Source organism: Streptomyces sp. NPDC039424 (assembly GCF_055639495.1).
In genome coordinates this window covers 145,941-166,977 of the sequence record NZ_JBVKAI010000019.1, presented here as the reverse complement: position 1 = coordinate 166,977, position 21,037 = coordinate 145,941, and the positions used below count along the sequence as shown (strand labels likewise).

The window sequence follows — 21,037 nt, the reverse complement described above, 5'->3', positions numbered from 1 at the left end:
GATGGCGGACGCCAAGGTCATTCCGTTCGACGACGACCGGTCCCGCGGAGGCGCCGTACAGCGGCCGTCGCGGCGCCGGAGCGCGGGGAGCCGGCTCAAGAACGGCGAGGGCGGCGTGGTCCGCGAGGTCCAGCCCCTGCCGAACCGGGCACCCGCGCAGGATGATGTTCCCGTGACCGGTGAGGAGAAGCCGCTCGAGCAGCCCAAGGACGAGGGCGGCCCCGACGGCCTGGAACGGCGCGTCGCGGGCGGTCTCGCCTTCCTGCGCCGCCGCCTCACCGGGGACTACGAGGTCGATGACTTCGGCTACGACGAGGAGCTCACCGACCAGGTCCTGATGTCCCTGCTGCGGCCGGTGTACGAGAAGTACTTCCGGGTCGAGGTGAAGGGCGTCGAGAACATCCCGGCCGAGGGCGGCGCGCTGATCGTCGCCAACCACTCCGGGACGCTGCCGATGGACGGCCTGATGATGCAGGTCGCCGTGCACGACCACCATCCGGCGGGCCGGCACCTGCGGCTGCTCGCCGCCGACCTGGTCTTCGTGCTGCCGGTGGTCAACGAGCTCGCCCGCAAGCTGGGCCACACCCTCGCGTGCGCGGAGGACGCGGAGGCGCTGCTGGCGCAGGGCGAGCTGGTCGGGGTCATGCCGGAGGGCTTCAAGGGCATCGGCAAGCCCTTCAGCGAGCGCTACAAGCTCCAGCGGTTCGGCCGGGGCGGTTTCGTCTCCACGGCCCTGCGCAAGGGCGCTCCGATCATCCCCTGCTCGATCGTCGGGGCCGAGGAGATCTACCCGATGCTCGGCAACGCCAAGACCCTCGCCCGCCTCCTCGGCTTCCCGTACTTCCCGCTCACGCCCACCTTCCCGTGGCTGGGCCCGCTCGGCGCGATCCCCCTCCCGACGAAGTGGACCATCCAGTTCGGCGAGCCCATCCCCACGGACGGCTACCCCCCGGAGGCCGCCGAGGACCCCATGCTGATGTTCAACCTGACCGACCAGGTCCGCGAACAGATCCAGCACACGCTGTACAAGCTGCTGGTGCAGCGGCGGTCGGTGTTCTTCTAGGGGGCGCGGCCCTCGAGGTGGGGGCGCCGCGGGGCGCGGGATTCCGGTGCCCTGAGTCGACGGGCGGAGTCCGGCGCAGCTGTCCGCGGCCTGCGGAGCAGTGCGAGGGCAGCAGACGAGAGGGGCCAAGCTGCTGGTGCAGCGGCGGTCGGTGTTCTTCTAGGGGCTGACTTTCAGTAGTTCTGGTACGGCGATGGGGGCGCCCCCCTTCTGAGAGGGCGCCCCCATCCACGTACTGCTGCCGGTGTGTCTAGTCCGTGTCCTGGCCGTTGATGTTCAGGCCGGGCAGTAGGCCCGGCAGGAGTGGGGGAACGGTGACGTCCGGCTGGGTGGGGAGGGCTTTGCCGGTGGACGGGGAGGCGCTGCCGCTGGTCTTCGGTGGGTCGAGGAGGCCGCCTGTGCTGCCGCCGAGGAGGCCGTCGTTGGCGGTGCCGGAGGCGGAGCCGCTGGGGCTGCTGCTGGACTGGTGGCCGGAGGCGGAGCCGTCGCCGGGGCTGGGTGTGGTCGATCGCTGGGTGCCGGAGGAACCCGTGGGCGCGCTGCCGGTGCTCTGGTGCTTGCCGTCGGTGGGTGCGGTGGGCTGCTGCGGGAGCAGGGACTGCAGCGGGGCGACCTCTTCGTCTATGGCGTCGAACACCGACGAGACCTGCTCACTGACGTCCCCGAGCTGGACGGGCAGCTTGTCGCGGAGCGTGCCCCAGGCCTCGCGGTGGGACCGTGAGAAGGCGGAGAGGGCCTGGATGGGGCCCAGCGAGTCGGGGTCGCGCTGATACGCCGCGTGCAGCAGCCGGTGGCCTTCGGAGACGTCGTGCCGCATGCCGGACAGGGTGCGGCGGATCTCGACGATGGACTCGTGGTCGAGGTCGCCGCCGCGCCCGCGCTCCAGCAGCCGCCGGGCCTCGTTGAGCCGGGTGGAGGCCTGGTCGAGATAGGTCTCGCCGCGTTCGTTGTCCCCGTCGGCCAGGTAGTTGAGCTCGAAGTTCTCGATGCCGCGCTTGAGGCCGTACAGCGAGTCGCCCGGCAGGGCGTCGGAACTCGCGGCGGCGACTCCGCCGAACGCCCCCGCTGCCACGCCCACGCCGAGCCCGCCGGCGGCGAGCCCCTTGGCCAGCCGGGAGCGCGGTCGCAGCCGCCCCAGCGGGCTCGCCCGATGGGCCCCACGCCCTCCGGTCCGCTGTCCGGGCACCGAAGGATCTGCCGCATCGCCCGCGGTGCCCTCCCGCAGCATGGCCTCCATCGCGGCCACCAGCTGAGCCCGCTGGACGACCTTGACGTCGGGGTCGAGCTGCGGCCTGGGCAGTGCGCCGAGATTCGCCACGAGGGCCAACAGCTCGCCCCGCTGGGTCTGTTCCGCGGCGGCCGGGGCCGGCCGCGCCGGTCCTTCGGTCTGCTCGGCCGCCGGGTCCCGGTCGGACTGCTCCTCCAGGTCCTGGGCGAAGGCGTTCGCCCGCCGGTGCGCCGATACGTTCGCGATCACTGGCGGCACCTCCTCTCGTCATGACGGTCGACTCCCCAGGGGGTCCTGAGGGTTGCACGTCCTCGACCACTTCCACACGATCGAGTGACCAGGGTTGGCCAGGACGTGACCACAGGGAGCCTGTATCCCGCACAACGACTGGCGCGGCACTTGGGTTACGGACGACGGACGGCCGGATCGGAAAGGCAACGGACGTTCACGGAACGTGAGTTGAGGGTCGCCCAGCGTCGTCAGCGCGCGTCGTCCGGAAGGAGCCGGGCGAGCGTGCGGACGGCCCGGTACTGGAGGGTCTTGATGGCGCCCTCGTTCTTGCCCATCACGCGCGCGGTCTCGGCGACGGAGAGGCCCTGCAGGAAGCGGAGGGTCACACACTCCTGCTGCTGGGGATTGAGCCGTCGTACGGCGTCCAGGAGGGCGGCGTTGGAGAGGGACTCCAGGACGGAGTCCTCCGGGGAGCGCTCGACCTCGTTGGCGTCGAGCATCTCGCCGGTGGTCACCTCGAGGCGGAAGCGGCTGGACTTGAAGTGGTCGGCGACGAGGTTGCGGGCGATCGTGACCAGCCACGCGCCGAAGTCACGGCCCTGCCAGGTGAAGGTGCCGATCCGGCGCAGGGCGCGCAGAAAGGTCTCGCTGGTGAGGTCCTCGGCGGTGGCCCGGCCGCCCACCCGGTAGTAGATGTACCGGTACACCGTGTCGCTGTACTGGTCGTAGAGCCGGCCGAAGGCCTCGGCCTCGCCGGCCTGGGCGCGCTCCACGAGGTCCATCATCCGGGCGCTGTCGCTGTCCGCGGCCGGCCGGCGCGTGGTCGCCGAGCCGGACGGCCGCCCTCGTCTGCCAACCGCCCGCCCGTCACCCGACCGCCGCCCCTCAACGACGGCGCTGCGCGCCGGCACCTGTTCCATGCCATCGGCGAGTGCGTAGCACGGGCCTACGGGCGCTGCGGTGGCGAAGGCGGGGACGGCGTACGCGGTGGGGACGCAGCCGCGCAACGTCGCTTTGACCGACGCGACTGTCGCGCGCAGCGCAGCCAGGCCCGAGGCGTCAACCCCGACGTGTGGGTACACGGGACTCCCAGAGGCAGAGCTTCCATCACGTGCAGTGCGGAACCGTTCACCCGTCGTAGCGACGGAGGGGTACCGGTTTGCGTCCCAGGAGAATAACGCTTCGTACAGGCGCTGCTACGCCCAGTTGCTCAAATCGTCGATTACGTCGCTTCCGTAACCGATTGACGCCGCTTCAGCTTTCGCAGAGTGACCGCTTACTGATCGAAAAAGTGCGGGTTCCGGCGAAGTGCGGGACGTGTCGAGTGACGGGTCACCGACGGCGCCGGTGCAGCGCGATGGCCGCCGCGGTGCCACCGGCCACCGCGCCCACGCCCGCCGCCGCCGGGATGCCGACCTTCGCCGCCTTGCGGCCGGTGCGGTAGTCCCGCAGCCGCCAGTCCTTGTCGCGGGCGTGCTTGCGCAGCTTGGCGTCGGGGTTGATGGCGTAGGGGTGGCCGACGAGGGAGAGCATCGGGATGTCGTTGTGCGAATCGCTGTAGGCGGCGCAGCGGGTCAGGTCCAGGCCCTCCGCCGCGGCCAGCGCGCGGACCGCCTCCGCCTTGGCCGGCCCGTGCAGCGGCTCGCCGACCAGCTTGCCGGTGTAGACGCCGTCGACCGACTCCGCCACCGTGCCCAGCGCGCCCGTCAGACCCAGGCGGCGCGCGATGACCTGCGCGATCTCCACCGGGGCCGCCGTCACCAGCCACACCTTCTGGCCCGCGTCCAGGTGGGCCTGGGCCAGCGCCCGGGTGCCGGGCCAGATGCGCTCGGCCATGTACTCGTCGTAGATCTCCTCGCCGATCGACTCCAGCTCGGCCACCCGGTGGCCCTTGACGATCGACAGCGCGGAGTCGCGCGCGTCCTGCATGTGCTCGGGGTCCTCGACCCCGGCCAGCCGGAACCAGGCCTGCTGCCAGGCGAACCTGGCCAGGTCGCGGGTCTCGAAGAACTTCCGCTTGTACAGGCCCCGGCCGAAGTGGAACAGCGCGGCGCCCTGCATCACGGTGTTGTCCAGGTCGAAGAAGGCGGCGGCCCGGTCGTCGCCGAGCACCGGGAACTCCGGTTCGGTGACGTCCTTGGTGTCCTGGGCGTCCTGCGAGGACTTGCGCGCAGCCTCCGCCGAGGCCTCGCCTGCCAACACGCTCCGCGCCGTGGCGGAGCGCCTACGGGGAGTGAGCCATCCGAGAGCGGCCATGGCGTGAGCATAGCCAGTCTGTTCGGTGGTTCCGGAGTCGAGAGGTTTGGAGGCTGTGAACTCTCCGCGACCGAGCCGTTAAAGAAGGGCGACAATGGTCGGCATGAGTCCCCTCTTTCGGCGTAAGGCCGCCCCCGGTGACCGGCTCGTCACGCTCATCCGCAAACCCGGCTGCCACCTGTGCGACGACGCGCAGGCCGTGGTCGAGAAGGTGTGCGGCGATCTCGGCGTGCCCTGGGAGCGGAAGGACATCACCCAGGACCGGGCGCTGCACGACGAGTACTGGGAGCAGATTCCGGTCGTTCTCGTCGACGGCCGGCAGCACACCTTCTGGCGGGTGGACGAGGGCCGTCTGCGCAAGGAACTGACCGAGTAGTACAACGGCCTGCGGAAAGTCGCCTAGGATCGACGGCGTCTTGGTCTCGGGGGCGGGAATCACGAGGAGCGTGTGCGGTTTTGCCCCCAGGAGAGAAGCGCGTGACCCCGGTCACGTTGGCCGGGCAAATCGGACACCATCTTTGTGCACGCGTTCACAAAGACATAGCCTGCATTCGACGGGGCGGTCTGGGGACGTATGACCGCCTGCAGCCCCGCGCTACCCGCAGGAGCACCGTGGCAACTGGCCGAACTCACCGACCGGCGACCCGCAGCCGAGGGATTCCCGAGGCCACCGTCGCCAGGCTTCCGCTGTACCTCCGAGCCCTCACGGCACTGTCCGAGCGCTCGGTACCCACGGTCTCCTCCGAGGAGCTGGCCGCCGCCGCGGGAGTCAACTCCGCGAAGCTGCGCAAGGACTTCTCCTACCTGGGCTCCTACGGAACGCGCGGTGTCGGCTACGACGTCGAGTACCTCGTCTACCAGATCTCCCGCGAGCTCGGCCTGACCCAGGACTGGCCCGTCGTCATCGTCGGCATCGGCAACCTCGGCGCCGCCCTGGCCAACTACGGCGGCTTCGCCTCCCGCGGCTTCCGCGTCGCCGCGCTCATCGACGCCGACCCCGCCATGGCCGGCAAGCCCGTCGCGGGCATCCCCGTGCAGCACACCGACGACCTCGAGAAGATCATCGAGGACAACGGCGTCTCCATCGGCGTGATCGCCACCCCCGCGGGCGCCGCCCAGCAGGTCTGCGACCGCCTGGTCGCCGCCGGCGTCACCTCCATCCTGAACTTCGCGCCGACCGTGCTCTCCGTCCCCGACGGCGTCGACGTGCGCAAGGTCGACCTCTCCATCGAGCTGCAGATCCTCGCCTTCCACGAGCAGCGCAAGGCCGGCGAGGAGATGGCCGCCGGCGACGGCGCACTGCCCACCGCCACCGCCCGCGAGAAGTCCACCGACCAGGGACCCGACGGGGACGTACCCGCCGTGATGCCGGCATGAGTCTCCTCGTCGTCGGACTGAGCCACCGCAGCGCCCCGGTCAGCGTCCTGGAACGGGCCGCGCTCACCACGGACGCCCAGATCAAGCTGCTGTACGACACGGTCGCCGCCGAACCGGCCACCGAGGCCGCGGTGCTCGCCACCTGCAACCGCATCGAGCTGTACGCCGACGTGGACAAGTTCCACGCCGGTGTCGCCGAGCTGTCCACGCTGCTCGCCCGGCACAGCGGCGTCGGCCTGGAGGAGCTCACCCCCTATCTCTACGTGCACTACGAGGACCGGGCCGTCCACCACCTCTTCTCGGTGGCCTGCGGACTGGACTCGATGGTCGTCGGCGAGGGCCAGATCCTCGGCCAGATCAAGGATTCCCTGGCCAAGGCGCAGGAGCTGCACACCGCCGGACGCCTGCTGAACGACCTGTTCCAGCAGGCACTCAGGGTCGGCAAGCGCGCCCACTCCGAGACCGGCATCGACCGCGCCGGCCAGTCCCTGGTCACCTTCGGCCTGGAGCAGCTGGCCGTGGGCGCGCCGGTCGACACCTGGGCCCGGGGCAAGAAGGCCCTGGTCATCGGCGCCGGCTCGATGTCCTCGCTGGCCGCGGCCACGCTCGCGCGCGCCGGGGTCGCCGAGGTCGTCATCGCCAACCGCACCCAGGACCGCGCCGAACGCCTCGCACAGATCCTCACCGAGGGCGACGACACCGCCGTACAGGCCCGCGCGGTACCGATGGAAGCGGTCGCGCTGGAACTGACACGTGCCGACATCGCCGTCTCCTGTACCGGCGCGACCGGTCTCGTCCTGACCGCGGAGGCCATCGCGAACGCGGTCGACGGCCGCGTCGCGGAGCCCGGCGACGGCGCTCGTACGCCCACGGACACGGACATACGACCGGCCGCGCTCCCGCCCACCAGCCTCGGCACCGACGACGGCTGCCCGCTCGACCTCTCCGCCGTGCAGGGCGCCACCGGCTTCTCCGTGATGGGCGAGGCCGCCGTGGCCGGCATAGACGCGGCCACCCTGGAGCAGCACGCCGCCTGGGTGGACAACGGCACGGTCGACCGCCGCGAGACCGTCCGCCGCACGCCCGAGGCCGACGCCGAGCTGATCACCGCGCTCGCCGCCACCGCCGCCACCGTCGGCCGCATCCCCGAGCGCCGCAGGCCCGAGCCCGTCGCCGGGATCCCGCGCCCGGCCCCCGCTCTCTTCCTCCTCGACCTGGCCATGCCCCGCGACATCGACGCGGCCGTGCACCGCCTGGCCGGGGTGCGGCTGGTCGACATCGAGTCGCTGGCCGAGGCCTCCGCCGACGCGCCGATGGCCGCCGACGTCGACCAGGTCCGCCGGATCGTCTCCGACGAGGTCGCCGCCTTCGGCGCCGCCCAGCGGGCCTCGCACATCACGCCGACCGTGGTCGCCCTGCGCACCATGGCCGCCGACGTCGTCGCCGGCGAGATCGCCCGGCTCGACGGGCGCCTGCCCGACCTGGACGAACGCCAGCGCGGCGAGATCCGCCAGGCCGTGCACCGCGTCGTCGACAAGCTGCTGCACGCGCCGACCGTCCGGGTCAAGCAACTCGCGGCCGAGCCCGGCGGCGCCGGGTACGCGGACGCGCTGCGCACCCTGTTCGACCTCGACCCCGAGACGGTGGCCGCCGTCTCCCGGGCCGACCACGACTCTGAGAAGAACGGCAAGAACCGAGGGCCAGCATGAGTACCACCAAGGCACTGAGGCTAGGGACCAGGCGGAGCAAACTGGCCATGGCCCAGTCAGGGCAAGTGGCGGACGCCGTGAGCCAGGTGACCGGGCGGCCCGTCGAGCTCGTCGAGATCACCACGTACGGCGACGTCTCCCGCGAGCACCTCGCGCAGATCGGCGGCACCGGCGTCTTCGTCACCGCGCTGCGCGACGCGCTGCTCAAGGGCGAGGTCGACTTCGCGGTGCACTCGCTGAAGGACCTGCCCACCACGCAGCCCGAGGAACTGGCGCTGGCCGCCGTCCCGGTCCGCGAGGACCCGCGCGACGTGATCGTCGCCCGGGACGCGCTGAAGTTCACCGACCTCCCCCGGGGCGCCCGCATCGGCACCGGCTCGCCGCGCCGCATGGCGCAGCTGAACGCGTACGCGCGCGGCCACGGGCTGGACATCGAGACGGTCCCGATCCGCGGCAACGTGGACACGAGGATCGGATACGTCCACGACGGCGCACTGGACGCCGTCGTCCTCGCCGCGGCCGGCCTGAGCCGTATAGGCCGCATCGACGAGGTGACCGACTTCCTGTCGGTCGACACGGTTTTGCCCGCCCCCGGCCAGGGGGCCCTGGCGATCGAGTGTGCCGCGGACCACGCGGACCTGATCGCGGCGCTCGGCGAACTCGACGACCCGCTCACCCGGGCCGCCGTAACGGCCGAGCGATCACTGCTCGCCGCCCTGGAGGCCGGCTGCAGCGCCCCCGTGGGCGCGCTGGCCGACTTGCTGGCCGACGGGCAGTTTGTCAAGGAAATGCGCCTGCGCGGCGTCGTCGGCACGACCGACGGCACCCGCATGGTGCAGCTGTCCACCACCGGTCCCGTGCCCGAGACACACGACCAAGCGCTGGCGCTCGGTCGCGAACTCGCCACCGAGATGCTTGCCCAGGGCGCGGCCGGTCTGATGGGGGAGCGAGCACATTGAGCCCCACCACCCTTCCCGCCGCCGGTCCTGAACACGGGCACGTCACCTTCCTCGGTGCCGGACCCGGGGATCCGGGACTGCTGACTCTGCGCGCCGTCGAGGCGCTGGCGAACGCGGACGTCCTCGTCGCCGAGCACGAGGTGCTCGACGTGGTCCGCGGTCACGCCAGACAAGGCGTCTCCGTAGTGCGTACGGACACGGATCCATCCTCGGACACGTATCCGGGCACAGGCACGCCTCAACTGACGGTCGTTGACGGCACGTCAACAACCGCCGCGGTCCCGGCCTTGCGGGATGCCGTTCATCTTGTCATGGAGGCCGCGCGGAGCGGCAGGCGGGTCGTACGTGCCGTGTCCGGGGACCCCGGGCTCGACACGTACGCCGCCGAGGAGATGCTCGCCTGCGCCGCCGCCGGGGTCCCCTTCGAGGTCGTCCCCGGCATCGCGACCGCCGTCGGCGTGCCCGCGTACGCCGGTGTGCCGCTGCGCGACGCGCAGGGCGCGGACGTCCGCTTCGTGGACGCCCGTACGGCGTCGGACCGCTGCTGGACCGAGGTCGGAGCCTCCGACGGCACGGTCGTCGTCTCCACCACGCTGGACTCCGTGGCCGCCGCCGCGGGCGAACTGGTGGCCGCCGGCCGCAAGCCGGACACGCCCCTGACGGTGACCGTCGCCGGTACGACCACCCGGCAGCGCACCTGGACCGCCACCCTCGGCACCGTCGCGCAGACCCTGAAGCAGGCCAAGGTCCTGCCGTCCCCGGACGGCGGCCGGCCGGTCATAGCCGTGGTCGGTGAGCGTTCCGCCGCCGCCCAGCGCGACCAGCTGTCGTGGTTCGAGTCCAAGCCGCTGTTCGGCTGGAAGGTCCTCGTACCGCGCACGAAGGAGCAGGCGGTCTCGCTCTCCGACCAGCTGCGCTCCTACGGCGCCGTCCCGCACGAGGTCCCGACGATCGCCGTCGAACCGCCGCGCACGCCCCAGCAGATGGAGCGCGCGGTCAAGGGCCTGGTCACCGGCCGCTACGAGTGGATCGCCTTCACCTCGGTCAACGCCGTCAAGGCCGTCCGGGAGAAGTTCGAGGAGTACGGCCTCGACGCCCGCGCCTTCGCGGGGATCAAGGTGGCCGCGGTGGGCGAGCAGACCGCGAAGGCGCTCGTCGCCTTCGGCGTGAAGCCGGACCTGGTGCCGAGCGGCGAGCAGTCGGCCGCGGGCCTGCTGGAGGACTGGCCGCCGTACGACCCGGTCTTCGACCCCATCGACCGCGTCTTCCTGCCCCGCGCCGACATCGCCACGGAGACCCTCGTCGCCGGGCTCATCGAGCTGGGCTGGGAGGTCGACGACGTCACCGCCTACCGCACCGTGCGCGCGTCGCCGCCGCCGGCCGAGACCCGGGAGGCGATCAAGGGCGGCGGCTTCGACGCCGTGCTCTTCACCTCCTCGTCGACGGTCCGGAACCTCGTCGGCATCGCGGGCAAGCCGCACAACGTGACGGTGATCGCGTGCATCGGCCCGGCCACCGCCAAGACGGCGGAGGAACACGGCCTGCGCGTCGACGTCATGGCCCCGGAGCCGTCGGTGCTCAAGCTGGCCGAGGCGCTGGCCGACTTCGGCCTCAGGCGCAGGACCGCCGCCCTGGAGGCCGGGGACCCGGTGACGCGACCGAGCGAGCGCAGGCCGGGGGCGCGCAGGCGCCGTACGACCTAGAGCGGATCGTCTCCTCGAACGCCGGACGGGCTGAATCACTCAGCCCGTCCGGCGTTTCGGGATCGAGGCCGTCCAGCCCGACGGGCCGTCGGCAAAAGGACTCCGGGGCGGGCGTAGCGTAGACGGCATGACGAAGTACGGATCCTTCCCCGGTACGCGTCCCCGGCGCCTGCGGACCACGCCCGTCATGCGCCGTATGGTCGCCGAGACCCGACTCCACCCGGCCGACTTCATCCTGCCCGCCTTCGTGCGGGAGGGCGTCAGCGAGCCGGTGCCGATCACGGCGATGCCGGGGGTCGTGCAGCACACCCGGGACAGCCTGAAGAAGGCCGCGCTGGAGGCGGTGGAGGCCGGAGTCTCCGGGATCATGCTGTTCGGAGTGCCGGAGGAGTCCAAGAAGGACGCGCTCGGCACACCCGGCACCGACCCCGACGGGATCCTCCAGGTCGCCCTCCGCGACGTCCGCGCCGAGGTCGGTGACGACCTGCTCGTCATGTCCGACCTGTGCCTCGACGAGACGATCGACCACGGCCACTGCGGTGTACTGGACGCCGAGGGCCGCGTCGACAACGACGCCACCCTGGAGCGCTACGCCGAGATGGCCCAGGTCCAGGCCGACGCGGGCGCCCACGTCGTGGGCCCCAGCGGCATGATGGACGGCCAGATCGGCGTCATCCGCGACGCCCTCGACCAGATCGGCCGCGAGGACGTGGCGATCCTCGCCTACACCGCCAAGTACTCCTCCGCCTTCTACGGCCCCTTCCGCGAGGCGGTGGGCTCCTCCCTGAAGGGCGACCGGAAGACCTACCAGCAGGACCCCGCCAACTGGCGCGAGTCCCTGCGGGAGCTGGCCCTGGACCTGGAGGAGGGCGCCGACATGGTGATGGTCAAGCCCGCCGGCCCCTACCTCGACATCCTCGCCCGCGTCGCCGACGCCGTGGACGTGCCCGTCGCCGCCTACCAGATCTCCGGCGAGTACTCGATGGTCGAGGCCGCCGCCGAGAAGGGCTGGGTCGACCGCGACCGGGCGATCATGGAGACCCTCACCGGCATCAAGCGGGCGGGTGCGCGCAACATCCTCACCTACTGGGCGACCGAGGCCGCCCAGAAGCTGCGCCGGGGCGACTGACCGAGTCGCCGCTCACCGTCACCAGTTGACGGCGTCGTCCATGTCCCGCTGCCAGTAGGTCACCGCCAGCGAGCTGTCGTAGTACACGCCCTTGGAGGGCAGCGACGGGGTCGCGGACGCGCCACCGCTGCTGTTGGGGGTCGCGCCCTGGAAGGCGACCGTCAGCTTGTGGCCGGTCGTGCCGCCGTCCCCGCTCCCGTCGGCGGCGGACAGCAGCACACCCGCGTAGCCCGACTCACCGGGCGCCAGCGTGGTCACGGCCTGCGGCTTGGTCTCCTCGGCGCCCTGCGGCACCCACTGCATCTCGTCGAAGCGGAGGACGGGGTAGTAGGTCAGGTCGCAGGTCCTGCTGCCGGTGTTCTTCACCGTCAGCAGCATGTGGTTGAGGGGCCGGGACAGCACCTGGGCGGTGACAGTGGTGTTCGAGCCGTTGCACAGGACCCGGGCGGCCGGGGCCTTGGCGGCGGGCGACTTGGCGCTGGAGCCGCTGGACGCCGAGGAGGACGCTGCGGAGGACACCGAGGCTTCTGAGGCGACCGGCGTCGAGGACGTGGCGGGCACCGGAGCGGAGGCGGACGTCGAGGCACCCTCGTCCTTCGTGCCCGTCCCGCCCCCGCACGCCGTGAGGGCGAGCGCGGCGAGGGCGACGCCGGTGACCGCGAGGACGGGCGTGCGGCGGGTACGGGCAGTGCGGATGCGCATGGCGAATTCTCTTCCGTGAAAGTGGAGTTGAGGCAGCCGCTCGACCGTTCGGCGGGAGCGGCGTGCTTGGATGTCCACAGCTTGTGGGGTGCTCCGTCCCGCCCGCCACGCTCGGCGGACGATCAGGGACACGGGAACGCCCACACCGGCTCTGAACTGGGGAAACGACCGTTCCCTGGAACGCGGGTATGGAACACGGGGGATGGAGGAAGCGTGTCGGAAGGTGCTTCGGGGGGCGTTTCGGAAAGCGGTTTCGCCGAGTTGCTGCGGGAGTTGAAGGACCGCTCCGGACTCAGTTACGGGACGCTCGCCAAACGGCTCCACATGAGCACGTCGACGCTGCACCGCTACTGCAATGGGGAAGCCATACCCACGGACTACGCCCCCGTGGAACGTCTGGCCCGCCTCTGCAAGGCGACGCCCGAGGAACTGGTGGAGCTGCACCGGCGATGGGTGCTGGGGGACGCGATGCGAAGGCGGAAGGCCGAGGCGGTCACGCCTCAGCCGGCGGTGGAGAAGGAACAGGCGGACGGAGAAGGGGAACCAGCGCCGGCCGAAGGGACGACAGCGGCCCCGGACGCCCCTGGCCGTACCCGCCGCAACCGCCGTACCGCCGTCGTCACCGGCATAGCGGTGGCCGCAGTCCTCGGGGCCGCCACACTGGCCGTGACGCTTCCCTCCGGCGGCTCGGACGACGGTGACGACAGCCCGGTCACGGCAGCGTCGGCTCAGGGCCGGGCGAGGTCCGGCGGTGATGCCGCTACGGCCACCCCCGGCGCCCGCACCTCACGGTCCGCCTCGCCCAGCGCCTCCGCGTCCCGCTCGGCCACCGCCTCCGCGACTCCCACGGACGAGTCCACCCCGTCGGCCGACGGCGGCGGTCCCAAGGCCCGGGGCACCGTCACCGGACCTGTCCCGCTGACGGTCACCACCCGCCCGTACGCCTGGACAGACCCCTGCTCCCAGCACTACCTGATCGACCGGAAGCCGGACCAGGTCGCCCCGCCGCCCGGCGAGGACTACGCGCCCGCCTGGGTCGCGACCCACGGGGCGATCTCGGCGGAGGAGCAGTTCGTCGCGCTCACCGTGCAGGGCACCGGCAAGGAGACGGTGGTCATCGACAGCCTGGCCGTCGTGCCCGTGGCCAAGCGCTCGCCGCTCGCCTGGAACGACTACGCCATGGGCTACCCCGGGGTCGGCTGCGGCGGCGGCGTACCCACCCGCACCTTCACCGTGGCCCTGGACGCGGCACGACCCGCCGTCATCCCCGTCGCCGGCCACCGGGACTTCCCGTTCAAGGTGAGCGAGTCCGACCCGGAGGTCTTGTACATCAAGGCCGACGCCTCCGCGTACGACGTGAGCTGGAGCCTGGCGCTGAAGTGGTCCAGCGGCTCCCGCCACGGCACGCTCCGGATCGACGACCACGGCCGCCCCTTCCGCACCAGCGGCAACAACGGACGCCCCGCCTACGAGTTCCCGCTGGGTGGTTCGGCGTGGAGGACGGCGGACTGAGCAGCGGCGGGACGGTCCGTGGACCACCACGTTCGACCCGCCCGCGGGGCGACACCTACCGCCCGCCTCAGAGGCGCTCAGGCGTCCGGATTCCCAGCAGGCCCATGCCCTTGTGGAGCGTGCGGGCGGTGAGGTCGACGAGGAAGAGGCGGTTCTCGATCTGTTCCGGGGTCTCGGCCTTCAGGACCGGGCACTGGTCGTAGAAGGAGGTGAGCAGGGTCGCCAGCTGGTAGAGGTATGCGGCGAGTTTGTGGGGCTCGTAGGCCGAGGCCACTTCCAGGACCGTCTCGGCGAAGCGGTCCAGGTGGAGGCCGAGGGCGCGCTCCGCCGGAGCCAGCTCCACCTCCGGGTGGGCCGCCGGTCGGGCCTCGCCGGCCTTGCGGAGGATGGACTGGATGCGGGCGTAGGCGTACTGGAGATAGACGGACGTGTCGCCGTTCAGGGAGACCATCTGGTCGAGGTCGAACTTGTAGTCCCGGACGGCCGACGTCGACAGGTCGGCGTACTTCACGGCGCCGATGCCCACGTACCGGCCGTTCTCCTCGATCTCCTGCTCGGTCAGGCCCACCTTCTCGGCCTTCTCCCGGACGACGGTCGTCGCGCGCTCCACCGCCTCGTCGAGGAGGTCCTCCAGCCTGACCGTCTCGCCCTCACGAGTCTTGAAGGGCTTGCCGTCCTTGCCGAGGACCGTGCCGAAGGCGAGCTGGTGCGCCGTGACGTCGTCGCCGAGCCAGCCCGCCCTGCGCGCCGTCTCGAAGACCATCTTGAAGTGCAGCGACTGGCGGACGTCGACCACGTACAGCAGCGAGTTCGACTTCAGGTTGAAGACGCGGTCGCGGATGGCCGAGAGGTCGGTCGCCGCGTAGCCGTACCCGCCGTCCGACTTCTGGACGATCAGCGGGACCGGGTTGCCGTCCGGGCCCTTGACGTCGTCGAAGAACACGCAGAGGGCGCCCTCGGAGCGGACCGCGACGCCGGACTCCTCCAGGAGACGGCAGGTCTCGGCGAGCATGTCGTTGTAGCCCGACTCGCCGACGATGTCCGGGTCCCGGATCTCCATGTCCAGCTTCTCGAAGACGGAGTAGAAGTAGATCTTCGACTCGTCCACGAACTTCTGCCATGTGGCCAGCGTCTTCGGCTCGCCCGCCTGGAGGTCGACCACCTTGCGACGGGCCCGCGTCTTGAACTCCTCGTCGGAGTCGAAGAGCTTCCGCGCGGCCTTGTAGAGGCGGTTGAGGTTGGACATCGCCTCCTCGCCGGTCACCTCGGTGTCCTTGTGGTCCAGCTCGTGCGGGTGCTCGTCCAGGTACTGGATGAGCATGCCGAACTGGGTGCCCCAGTCGCCGATGTGGTGGCGGCGGACCACGTTCTCGCCGGTGAACTCCAGGAGGTGGACCACCGCGTCGCCGATGACGGCGGAGCGCAGGTGGCCGACGTGCATCTCCTTCGCCACGTTCGGCTGGGCGTAGTCGATGACCGTCGTACCCGGGTTCGCGGCGTACGGGACGCCGAGGCGGCCGGTGTCGTCGGCGTAGCGCGCGGCCAGGTTCCTGGTGATCGCCTGGTCCGCGATCGTGATGTTCAGGAAGCCGGGGCCGGAGACCTCGATGTCCTTGATCACGTCACCGGACTCGACCCGCTCGACGACCTGGGTCGCCAGTTCCCGCGGGTTCGCCTTCGCCTTCTTGGCGAGCGCCAGAATCCCGTTGGCCTGGAAGTCGGCCCGGTCGCTTCGTCGCAGCAGCGGGTCCGCGGAGGCCTCCGGCAGGGCGGCGGAGATGGCGGAGGTGAGGTGCTGCTGGACGATGTCGCTGAGGGACGTGACCGAGGCCATAGGAAGGGGTGCCGTTCTCCTCGTGGGGATGGATAGACACGCCCAGTATCCCATGGGGGGTAAAGCGGTTTTTGGGTCGCGGGCCCGTCTGGGAGTATGGGGGTGCCAGTACTTCATGACTGCCCGAGCTCAAGAACAAGAGGACGTGCCGATCGTGGCTCAGAGCACCGAGACCACCGACTGGGTCTCCCGTTTCGCGGATGAGGTCATCGAGGAGTCGGAGCGTCGGGCCCCGGGCAAACCGGTCGTCGTCGCGTCCGGGCTCTCGCCCTCCGGCCCCATCCACCTGGGGAACCTGCGGGAGGTCATGACCCCGCATCTCGTCGCCGACGAGATCCGGCGGCGCGGCCACCAGGTCCGGCATCTGATCTCCTGGGACGACTACGACCGGTACCGGAAGGTCCCCAAGGGCATCGAGGGGGTCGAGGAGGACACGTACGCGGAGCACATCGGCAAGCCGCTGACCTCCGTGCCCGCCCCGCTCGGCTCGCCGTACCCGAACTGGGCCGAGCACTTCAAGGCCGCGATGATCGAGTCGCTGGCCGAGCTGGGTGTGGAGTTCGACGGGATCAGCCAGACCGCGCAGTACACCTCGGGCGTCTACCGCGAGCAGATCCTGCACGCCATGAAGCACCGCGGCGACATCGACGCGATCCTCGCCCAGTACCGGACCAAGCCCAAGGCCGCCGCCAAGAAGCAGCAGCAGAAGCCCGTCGACGAGGCCGAGCTGGAGGCCGAGGAGGGTTCGGGCGCGGCGAGCGAGGACGACGGCAGCTTTGGCGTCGCCGGGTACTTCCCGTACAAGCCGTACTGCGGGAACTGCGAAAAGGACCTCACCACCGTCACCTCCTACGACGACGACACCACCGAGCTGGCGTACACCTGCACCGTGTGCGGCTTCTCGGAGACCGTCCGGCTGAGCGAGTTCAACCGCGGCAAGCTGGTGTGGAAGGTCGACTGGCCGATGCGGTGGGCCTACGAAGGGGTCGTGTTCGAGCCGTCCGGTGTCGACCACTCCTCGCCGGGCTCCAGCTTCCAGGTCGGCGGGCAGATCGTCGGGATCTTCGGCGGCGAGCAGCCCATCGGCCCGATGTACGCCTTCGTGGGCATCTCCGGCATGGCGAAGATGTCGTCGTCGCGCGGTGGTGTGCCCACCCCGGCCGACGCCCTGCAGATCATGGAGCCGCAGCTCCTGCGGTGGCTGTACGCCCGGCGCCGGCCCAACCAGTCCTTCAAGATCGCCTTCGACCAGGAGATCCAGCGGCTGTACGACGAGTGGGACAAGCTGGCGGGCAAGGTCGCCGACGGCTCCGCCCTCCCGGGTGACGTCGCCGCGTACACCCGCGCCGTCGGCACCGCCGCCGGTGAGCTGCCGAGGACGCCCCGCCCGCTGCCCTACCGCACCCTCGCCTCGGTCGCCGACATCACCGCCGGCCACCAGGACCAGGCCCTGCGCATCCTGTCCGAGCTCGACCCGGCCGATCCGCTCGGCTCGCTGGACGAGGCCCGGCCGCGGTACGACAAGGCCGAGGCCTGGATCAACACCCACGTGCCGGCGGACCAGCGCACCATCGTCCGCGAGGAGCCCGACGCCGAGCTGCTGAAGTCGCTCGACGAAGCCTCCCAGCAGTCGATCCGGCTGCTGCTCGACGGCCTGGCCGAGCACTGGTCCCTCGACGGGCTGACCCACCTCGTGTACGGCGTGCCCAAGGTGCAGGCCGGGTTCTCCGCCGACGCCACGCCCAAGGAGCTGCCGCCGGAGATCAAGAGCGCCCAGCGGTCGTTCTTCGCCCTGCTGTACCACCTGCTGGTGGGCCGGGACACCGGACCCCGGCTGCCCACGCTGCTGCTCGCGGTCGGGCAGGAGCGGGTGCGGGCCCTGCTCGGGGAGTAGTAGGGAGTAGGCCGTTCTACGACGAGGGGGCGCCCAGTGCTGAAAGGCACTGGGCGCCCCCTCGTCGTACGCGCCGGTGGTTACGCGATGTGGTCCTCTTCCAGTTCCGCGTTGAAGCGGTTGGAGAAGCGATTCACCATCCGCTTGGCGTCCTGGTCCGGCAGCGTGATGCCGTAGGTCGCCTCCACGCCGTCCTGGAACTCTCGGGGGGTGGGGAGGCTGCCGTTTATCGACTGGCGGAAGACCTGGTAGTAGGCCTCCTCGTCCGGCTCCGGAGGTGGGGTGCCGCCGCCCTCGCCGAGCTGGCGGGTGCGGCCGGGGCCGGACGGGATGGGAAAGCTGCCGGTCTCCTCCGGGGAGGGCTGCTGCTCCTCGTACCAGTCCTCGTACTGCTCCTCCGGGACGTACTGAGGGTCGTAGGAGGGGTCGTACGTGGGGTCGTAGCCGCCGTGGTAGTCGCTGCTCTGCAGAGGTGCCTGGAACCAGGGGCTCGCTTCGGGGTCCTCCGGGATGTCCGGCTGCCCGGGGTTCTGGTGGGCGGGGTCGGGGCGCTGCCCGCCGAGGGGTGCCGCCGTGCCCACCCGTGCCGCCCCGGCGGGGTTGACCGCGGCGGCGCCCGCCGCGCCCGCCGCGACGGCCGCATTGGCCGCGGCCGCCGTCGCGAGTTCGGCCGGTCGGGCGGTCGTCAGTTCCGGCTGTGCCGGTGTGGGGGCCGGGGGCAGGAGGGCGGGCTCGATGCCGGCGGCGGCGAGACCGGCGGGCGCGGTCTCGGCGAGCGGGACGCCGTAGCGGGCCAGACGCAGGGGCATCAGCGACTCGACCGGGGCCTTGCGGCGCCAGGCGCGGCCGAAGCGGGAGCGGAGGCGGGCCTGGTAGACGAGACGTTCCTGCTCCAGCTTGATCACCTGGTCGTAGGAGCGGAGCTCCCAGAGCTTCATACGGCGCCAGAGCAGGAAGGTCGGGAGCGGGGAGAGCAGCCAGCGGGTGAGCCGGACGCCCTCCATGTGCTTGTCGGCCGTGATGTCGGCGATCCGGCCGACCGCGTGGCGGGCGGCCTCGACCGCGACCACGAACAGCACCGGGATCACCGCGTGCATGCCCACGCCCAGCGGGTCCGGCCAGGCGGCGGCGCCGTTGAAGGCGATCGTCGCCACCGTCAGCAGCCACGCCGTCTGGCGCAGCAGCGGGAAGGGGATGCGGATCCAGGTCAGCAGCAGGTCCAGGGACAGCAGGACGCAGATGCCCGCGTCGATGCCGATCGGGAACACGTAGGAGAAATTCCCGAAGCCCTTCTTGATGGCCAGCTCACGGACGGCCGCGTACGAACCGGCGAAGCCGATGCCGGCGATGATCAGGGCGCCGGCCACGACCACGCCGATGAGAACGCGGTGCATCCGAGTCAGCTGCAGTGGCGCGGCCACTCGTACTCCCCTCCCATTGCGTGTTGTTGCGCGCAACAGGGTGGCACACCTGTACGGCGAACGTGATGCCGGTCAGTCCTTCTTGGCTGCCGACTTGGACGGGGAAGCGCTCGCGGACGGCTTCGCGGAGGCCGAGGCCGACTTCGAGGGAGACGCCGACTTCGACGCCGACTTCGAGGGCGAGGAGCTGGCGTCGCCCGAGCCCGAGTCCGAACTGCCGCCGGAGCTCTGCCCGTTGGCCTTCGACACCGCGGCCACCACTTCCTTGGCCGCCTTCTCCGCCGCCTTCGTCAGGTCGCCGGAGCTCGGGGTCTTCGCGCCGGCCAGGCCCGCACCGTTGTAGTCGAGGGTGACGACGACGTTCTCGACGCGCGCGACCACGGTCTGCTGCTTGAAGCTGCCTTCCTTCTTCTTCAGGTCGTAGCGCACCGCCGTCGCCTCGTCGCCCGTCCCGGCGACCGGCTCCGTGGCGGCGTTCTTCGCGCCCGTCACCGACTGCGCGGCCTTGACCTGGTCCGCGTAGTACACCTGCGCCTGCTTGTCGGCCGCACCGCGGTTGGCGTCCGAGTCGAAGCGGAGGAGGGAGACGTTGAGCCAGCGGAACTGCGAGCCCTTCACGCCGTTGCTGTCGAGGCTGTCCCAGGAGCAGCTCGACCGGGACGCGGTGTCGTTTGAAGTGCCCTCCTTGCCCGACTTCGCACCCTTCGGTACGAGTTCGCCCAGAGTCTTCTTCGACAGCGCCGCGCACGGCTCGGGAAGCTTCGCGTAGGCCGCCGCCTCCACGGTCGGAGAGGCGCTCGCGGAGGGGCTGCCCGCGTCCGCGCCGGCCGCCGCGGTCTGCCCCGCGCTCTTCGCGCCGTCGTCGGAGCCGGAGTCCGAGGAGCAGCCGGCGGCGACGAGCATCACGGGGACCGCCGCCGCGCCGACGAGGAGGCGGGAGAGGAGCTTGGCTCGCTGGGCACGCTGGTCGTCTCGCTGGGCTGCTCGCTGCATGGTTCCTTCACTCATGACGCTAGTGGTTCCTGCGGTCGGATCGGGTCCGAGGGGCCACGGTACGCGGTGAGCGAGCTGTGCGGTTCCGGTTCACGGGCTTTGCGCACGGCCGCGCAGGGGTCCGGCGGACCCGCTAGCCGCCCAGTGTGTCGTCCAGCCGGGCGGCCAGATCACGTGCCCTGTCCTGCATTTCCTTGCTGTCCGGGACGACACCGATCGCCGTCGGCTGCTCCGCGTACTCGATGGTCACGACGACGTTGGACGTGCGGAACACCACAGTCACCGTTCGCTGTTCGGCCGTCGAACCGGAGCTCGTGAGCTCGTCGTCGACGTACGCCTCGTCGCCGAGGTCGTCGAGGACGCGGGGCTGGAGGTCGACCGGGGTGGCGTCGGGCGACTCGGTGGAGGAGGCGGCGGAGGTGGAGTCGGAGGACGCGGAGGGCGAAGCGGAGGACGACGCCTCGGCGCCGGCGGCCGACACGGAGGGGGACGGGGACGAGGAGGCGGACCCGGACGTGGGGGCGGGCTCGGGCAGGTCGGCCGCGGTCTCCTGCTCCGAGAAGAGCCGCTCCGCCTCGCTGTCGTCGCTGACGGCGTTGTCGTACGACACCACCCGCTCGAAGTCGACCAGGAGATGGTCGGTGGCGTCGGCGGACTCCACCTTCCAGCGGCAGCCGACCTTGCGGTCCGTGTCGAAGGTGAGTGTCGCCGCGCCCTCGTAGGCCTTGTCCCGCTGGTCCTGGTCGGTGATCTGCCTGATGCCGGGCAGCAGGGAGTCGAGGGTGTCGTGGCCGACCGCGCCGCAGGGTTCGGGGAGCGTGCGGTACTTGCCGGGCTGGGCCGCCGGGGTCGCCGTACTGGCGTCACCCGGGTTCGCGTTGTCCGTCGTGCCCTTGTCGCCCGAGCCGCTCGTGCAGCCGGCCAGCAGCGCCGCGAGGAGGGCGGCGATGCCGGTTACGTATGCCTTCCGGTGCACGGTCAGGCTCCTCTCGACGGTGTCGGTGCTTCAGTGTCCCCGCTGGTAAT

General features: G+C 71.2%; 17 protein-coding genes. 9 read left to right on the top strand and 8 right to left on the bottom strand.

Annotated elements, in window-relative coordinates:
* Window position 1 precedes the first annotated feature (1 nt).
* Window positions 2-1,063, top strand: coding sequence for a lysophospholipid acyltransferase family protein (locus tag ACZ7L0_RS34890; RefSeq protein ID WP_471246556.1), 1,062 nt, complete (start codon window positions 2-4; stop codon window positions 1,061-1,063).
* Window positions 1,064-1,313: 250 nt separating this feature from the next.
* On the opposite strand, the gene ACZ7L0_RS34885 is transcribed toward ACZ7L0_RS34890, so the two are convergent.
* The 3 genes from ACZ7L0_RS34885 to ACZ7L0_RS34875 form a co-directional block, all read right to left on the bottom strand.
* On the bottom strand, window positions 1,314-2,540 hold the full coding sequence (locus tag ACZ7L0_RS34885) for a DUF5667 domain-containing protein (RefSeq protein WP_471246555.1): 1,227 nt from the start codon (window positions 2,538-2,540) through the stop codon (window positions 1,314-1,316).
* A 230-nt stretch (window positions 2,541-2,770) separates the two neighbouring features.
* On the bottom strand, window positions 2,771-3,604 hold the full coding sequence (locus ACZ7L0_RS34880) for an ECF subfamily RNA polymerase sigma factor, BldN family (RefSeq protein ID WP_471246554.1): 834 nt from the start codon (window positions 3,602-3,604) through the stop codon (window positions 2,771-2,773).
* A 250-nt stretch (window positions 3,605-3,854) separates the two neighbouring features.
* Window positions 3,855-4,778: an HAD family hydrolase gene (locus ACZ7L0_RS34875; protein ID WP_471246553.1), complete on the bottom strand. Its 924-nt coding sequence runs from the start codon at window positions 4,776-4,778 to the stop codon at window positions 3,855-3,857.
* 94 nt (window positions 4,779-4,872) lie between these two features.
* Here ACZ7L0_RS34875 and ACZ7L0_RS34870 point away from each other — a divergent pair, with 94 nt between their 5' ends.
* The 6 genes from ACZ7L0_RS34870 to hemB all read left to right on the top strand — a co-directional run bounded on the left by ACZ7L0_RS34870 (window position 4,873) and on the right by hemB (window position 11,655).
* Window positions 4,873-5,154: a glutaredoxin family protein gene (locus ACZ7L0_RS34870; protein ID WP_471246552.1), complete on the top strand. Its 282-nt coding sequence runs from the start codon at window positions 4,873-4,875 to the stop codon at window positions 5,152-5,154.
* Between the two features lie 236 nt (window positions 5,155-5,390).
* Window positions 5,391-6,155, top strand: a complete 765-nt coding sequence (locus tag ACZ7L0_RS34865; protein ID WP_471246551.1) for a redox-sensing transcriptional repressor Rex — start codon at window positions 5,391-5,393, stop codon at window positions 6,153-6,155.
* Entirely contained in the window at window positions 6,152-7,864 is a 1,713-nt protein-coding gene (locus tag ACZ7L0_RS34860) for a glutamyl-tRNA reductase (RefSeq protein ID WP_471246550.1), read from the top strand. The genes ACZ7L0_RS34865 and ACZ7L0_RS34860 overlap by 4 nt, the downstream gene beginning before the upstream one ends.
* Window positions 7,861-8,823: a hydroxymethylbilane synthase gene (gene hemC, locus ACZ7L0_RS34855; RefSeq protein ID WP_471246549.1), complete on the top strand. Its 963-nt coding sequence runs from the start codon at window positions 7,861-7,863 to the stop codon at window positions 8,821-8,823. Before ACZ7L0_RS34860 ends, hemC begins: the two co-directional genes overlap by 4 nt.
* Window positions 8,820-10,526, top strand: a complete 1,707-nt coding sequence (locus ACZ7L0_RS34850) for a bifunctional uroporphyrinogen-III C-methyltransferase/uroporphyrinogen-III synthase (protein WP_471246548.1) — start codon at window positions 8,820-8,822, stop codon at window positions 10,524-10,526. The genes hemC and ACZ7L0_RS34850 overlap by 4 nt, the downstream gene beginning before the upstream one ends.
* Before the next feature lie 127 nt (window positions 10,527-10,653).
* Entirely contained in the window at window positions 10,654-11,655 is a 1,002-nt protein-coding gene (gene hemB / locus ACZ7L0_RS34845; protein ID WP_471246547.1) for a porphobilinogen synthase, read from the top strand.
* A gap of 18 nt (window positions 11,656-11,673) precedes the next feature.
* Here hemB and ACZ7L0_RS34840 read toward each other — a convergent pair whose 3' ends face one another.
* The gene (locus ACZ7L0_RS34840; RefSeq protein WP_471246546.1) at window positions 11,674-12,357 is read right to left on the bottom strand and encodes a DUF4232 domain-containing protein; all 684 of its coding nucleotides are present in this window, start codon (window positions 12,355-12,357) and stop codon (window positions 11,674-11,676) included.
* 213 nt (window positions 12,358-12,570) lie between these two features.
* On the opposite strand from ACZ7L0_RS34840, the gene ACZ7L0_RS34835 reads away from it, so the two are divergent.
* On the top strand, window positions 12,571-13,869 hold the full coding sequence (locus tag ACZ7L0_RS34835) for a helix-turn-helix domain-containing protein (RefSeq protein WP_471246545.1): 1,299 nt from the start codon (window positions 12,571-12,573) through the stop codon (window positions 13,867-13,869).
* Between the two features lie 67 nt (window positions 13,870-13,936).
* On the opposite strand, the gene argS is transcribed toward ACZ7L0_RS34835, so the two are convergent.
* Window positions 13,937-15,703, bottom strand: coding sequence for an arginine--tRNA ligase (argS, locus tag ACZ7L0_RS34830; protein ID WP_471246544.1), 1,767 nt, complete (start codon window positions 15,701-15,703; stop codon window positions 13,937-13,939).
* A gap of 145 nt (window positions 15,704-15,848) precedes the next feature.
* Here argS and lysS point away from each other — a divergent pair, with 145 nt between their 5' ends.
* Window positions 15,849-17,597 carry a lysine--tRNA ligase gene (lysS, locus tag ACZ7L0_RS34825; RefSeq protein WP_471246543.1) on the top strand — a complete coding sequence of 583 codons (1,749 nt, stop codon included), beginning with the start codon at window positions 15,849-15,851 and terminating at the stop codon, window positions 17,595-17,597.
* 80 nt (window positions 17,598-17,677) lie between these two features.
* Here lysS and ACZ7L0_RS34820 read toward each other — a convergent pair whose 3' ends face one another.
* From ACZ7L0_RS34820 to ACZ7L0_RS34810, 3 genes are all read right to left on the bottom strand, one after another.
* The gene (locus ACZ7L0_RS34820) at window positions 17,678-19,018 is read right to left on the bottom strand and encodes a DUF2637 domain-containing protein (RefSeq protein WP_471246542.1); all 1,341 of its coding nucleotides are present in this window, start codon (window positions 19,016-19,018) and stop codon (window positions 17,678-17,680) included.
* A 72-nt stretch (window positions 19,019-19,090) separates the two neighbouring features.
* A complete protein-coding gene (locus tag ACZ7L0_RS34815; RefSeq protein ID WP_471246541.1) occupies window positions 19,091-20,026 on the bottom strand; it encodes a DUF3558 domain-containing protein in 936 nt (311 codons plus the stop codon).
* A gap of 118 nt (window positions 20,027-20,144) precedes the next feature.
* Complete coding sequence (locus ACZ7L0_RS34810; RefSeq protein WP_471246540.1) at window positions 20,145-20,987, bottom strand: DUF3558 domain-containing protein; 843 nt, start codon at window positions 20,985-20,987, stop codon at window positions 20,145-20,147.
* Between the last annotated feature and the right edge of the window lie 50 nt (window positions 20,988-21,037).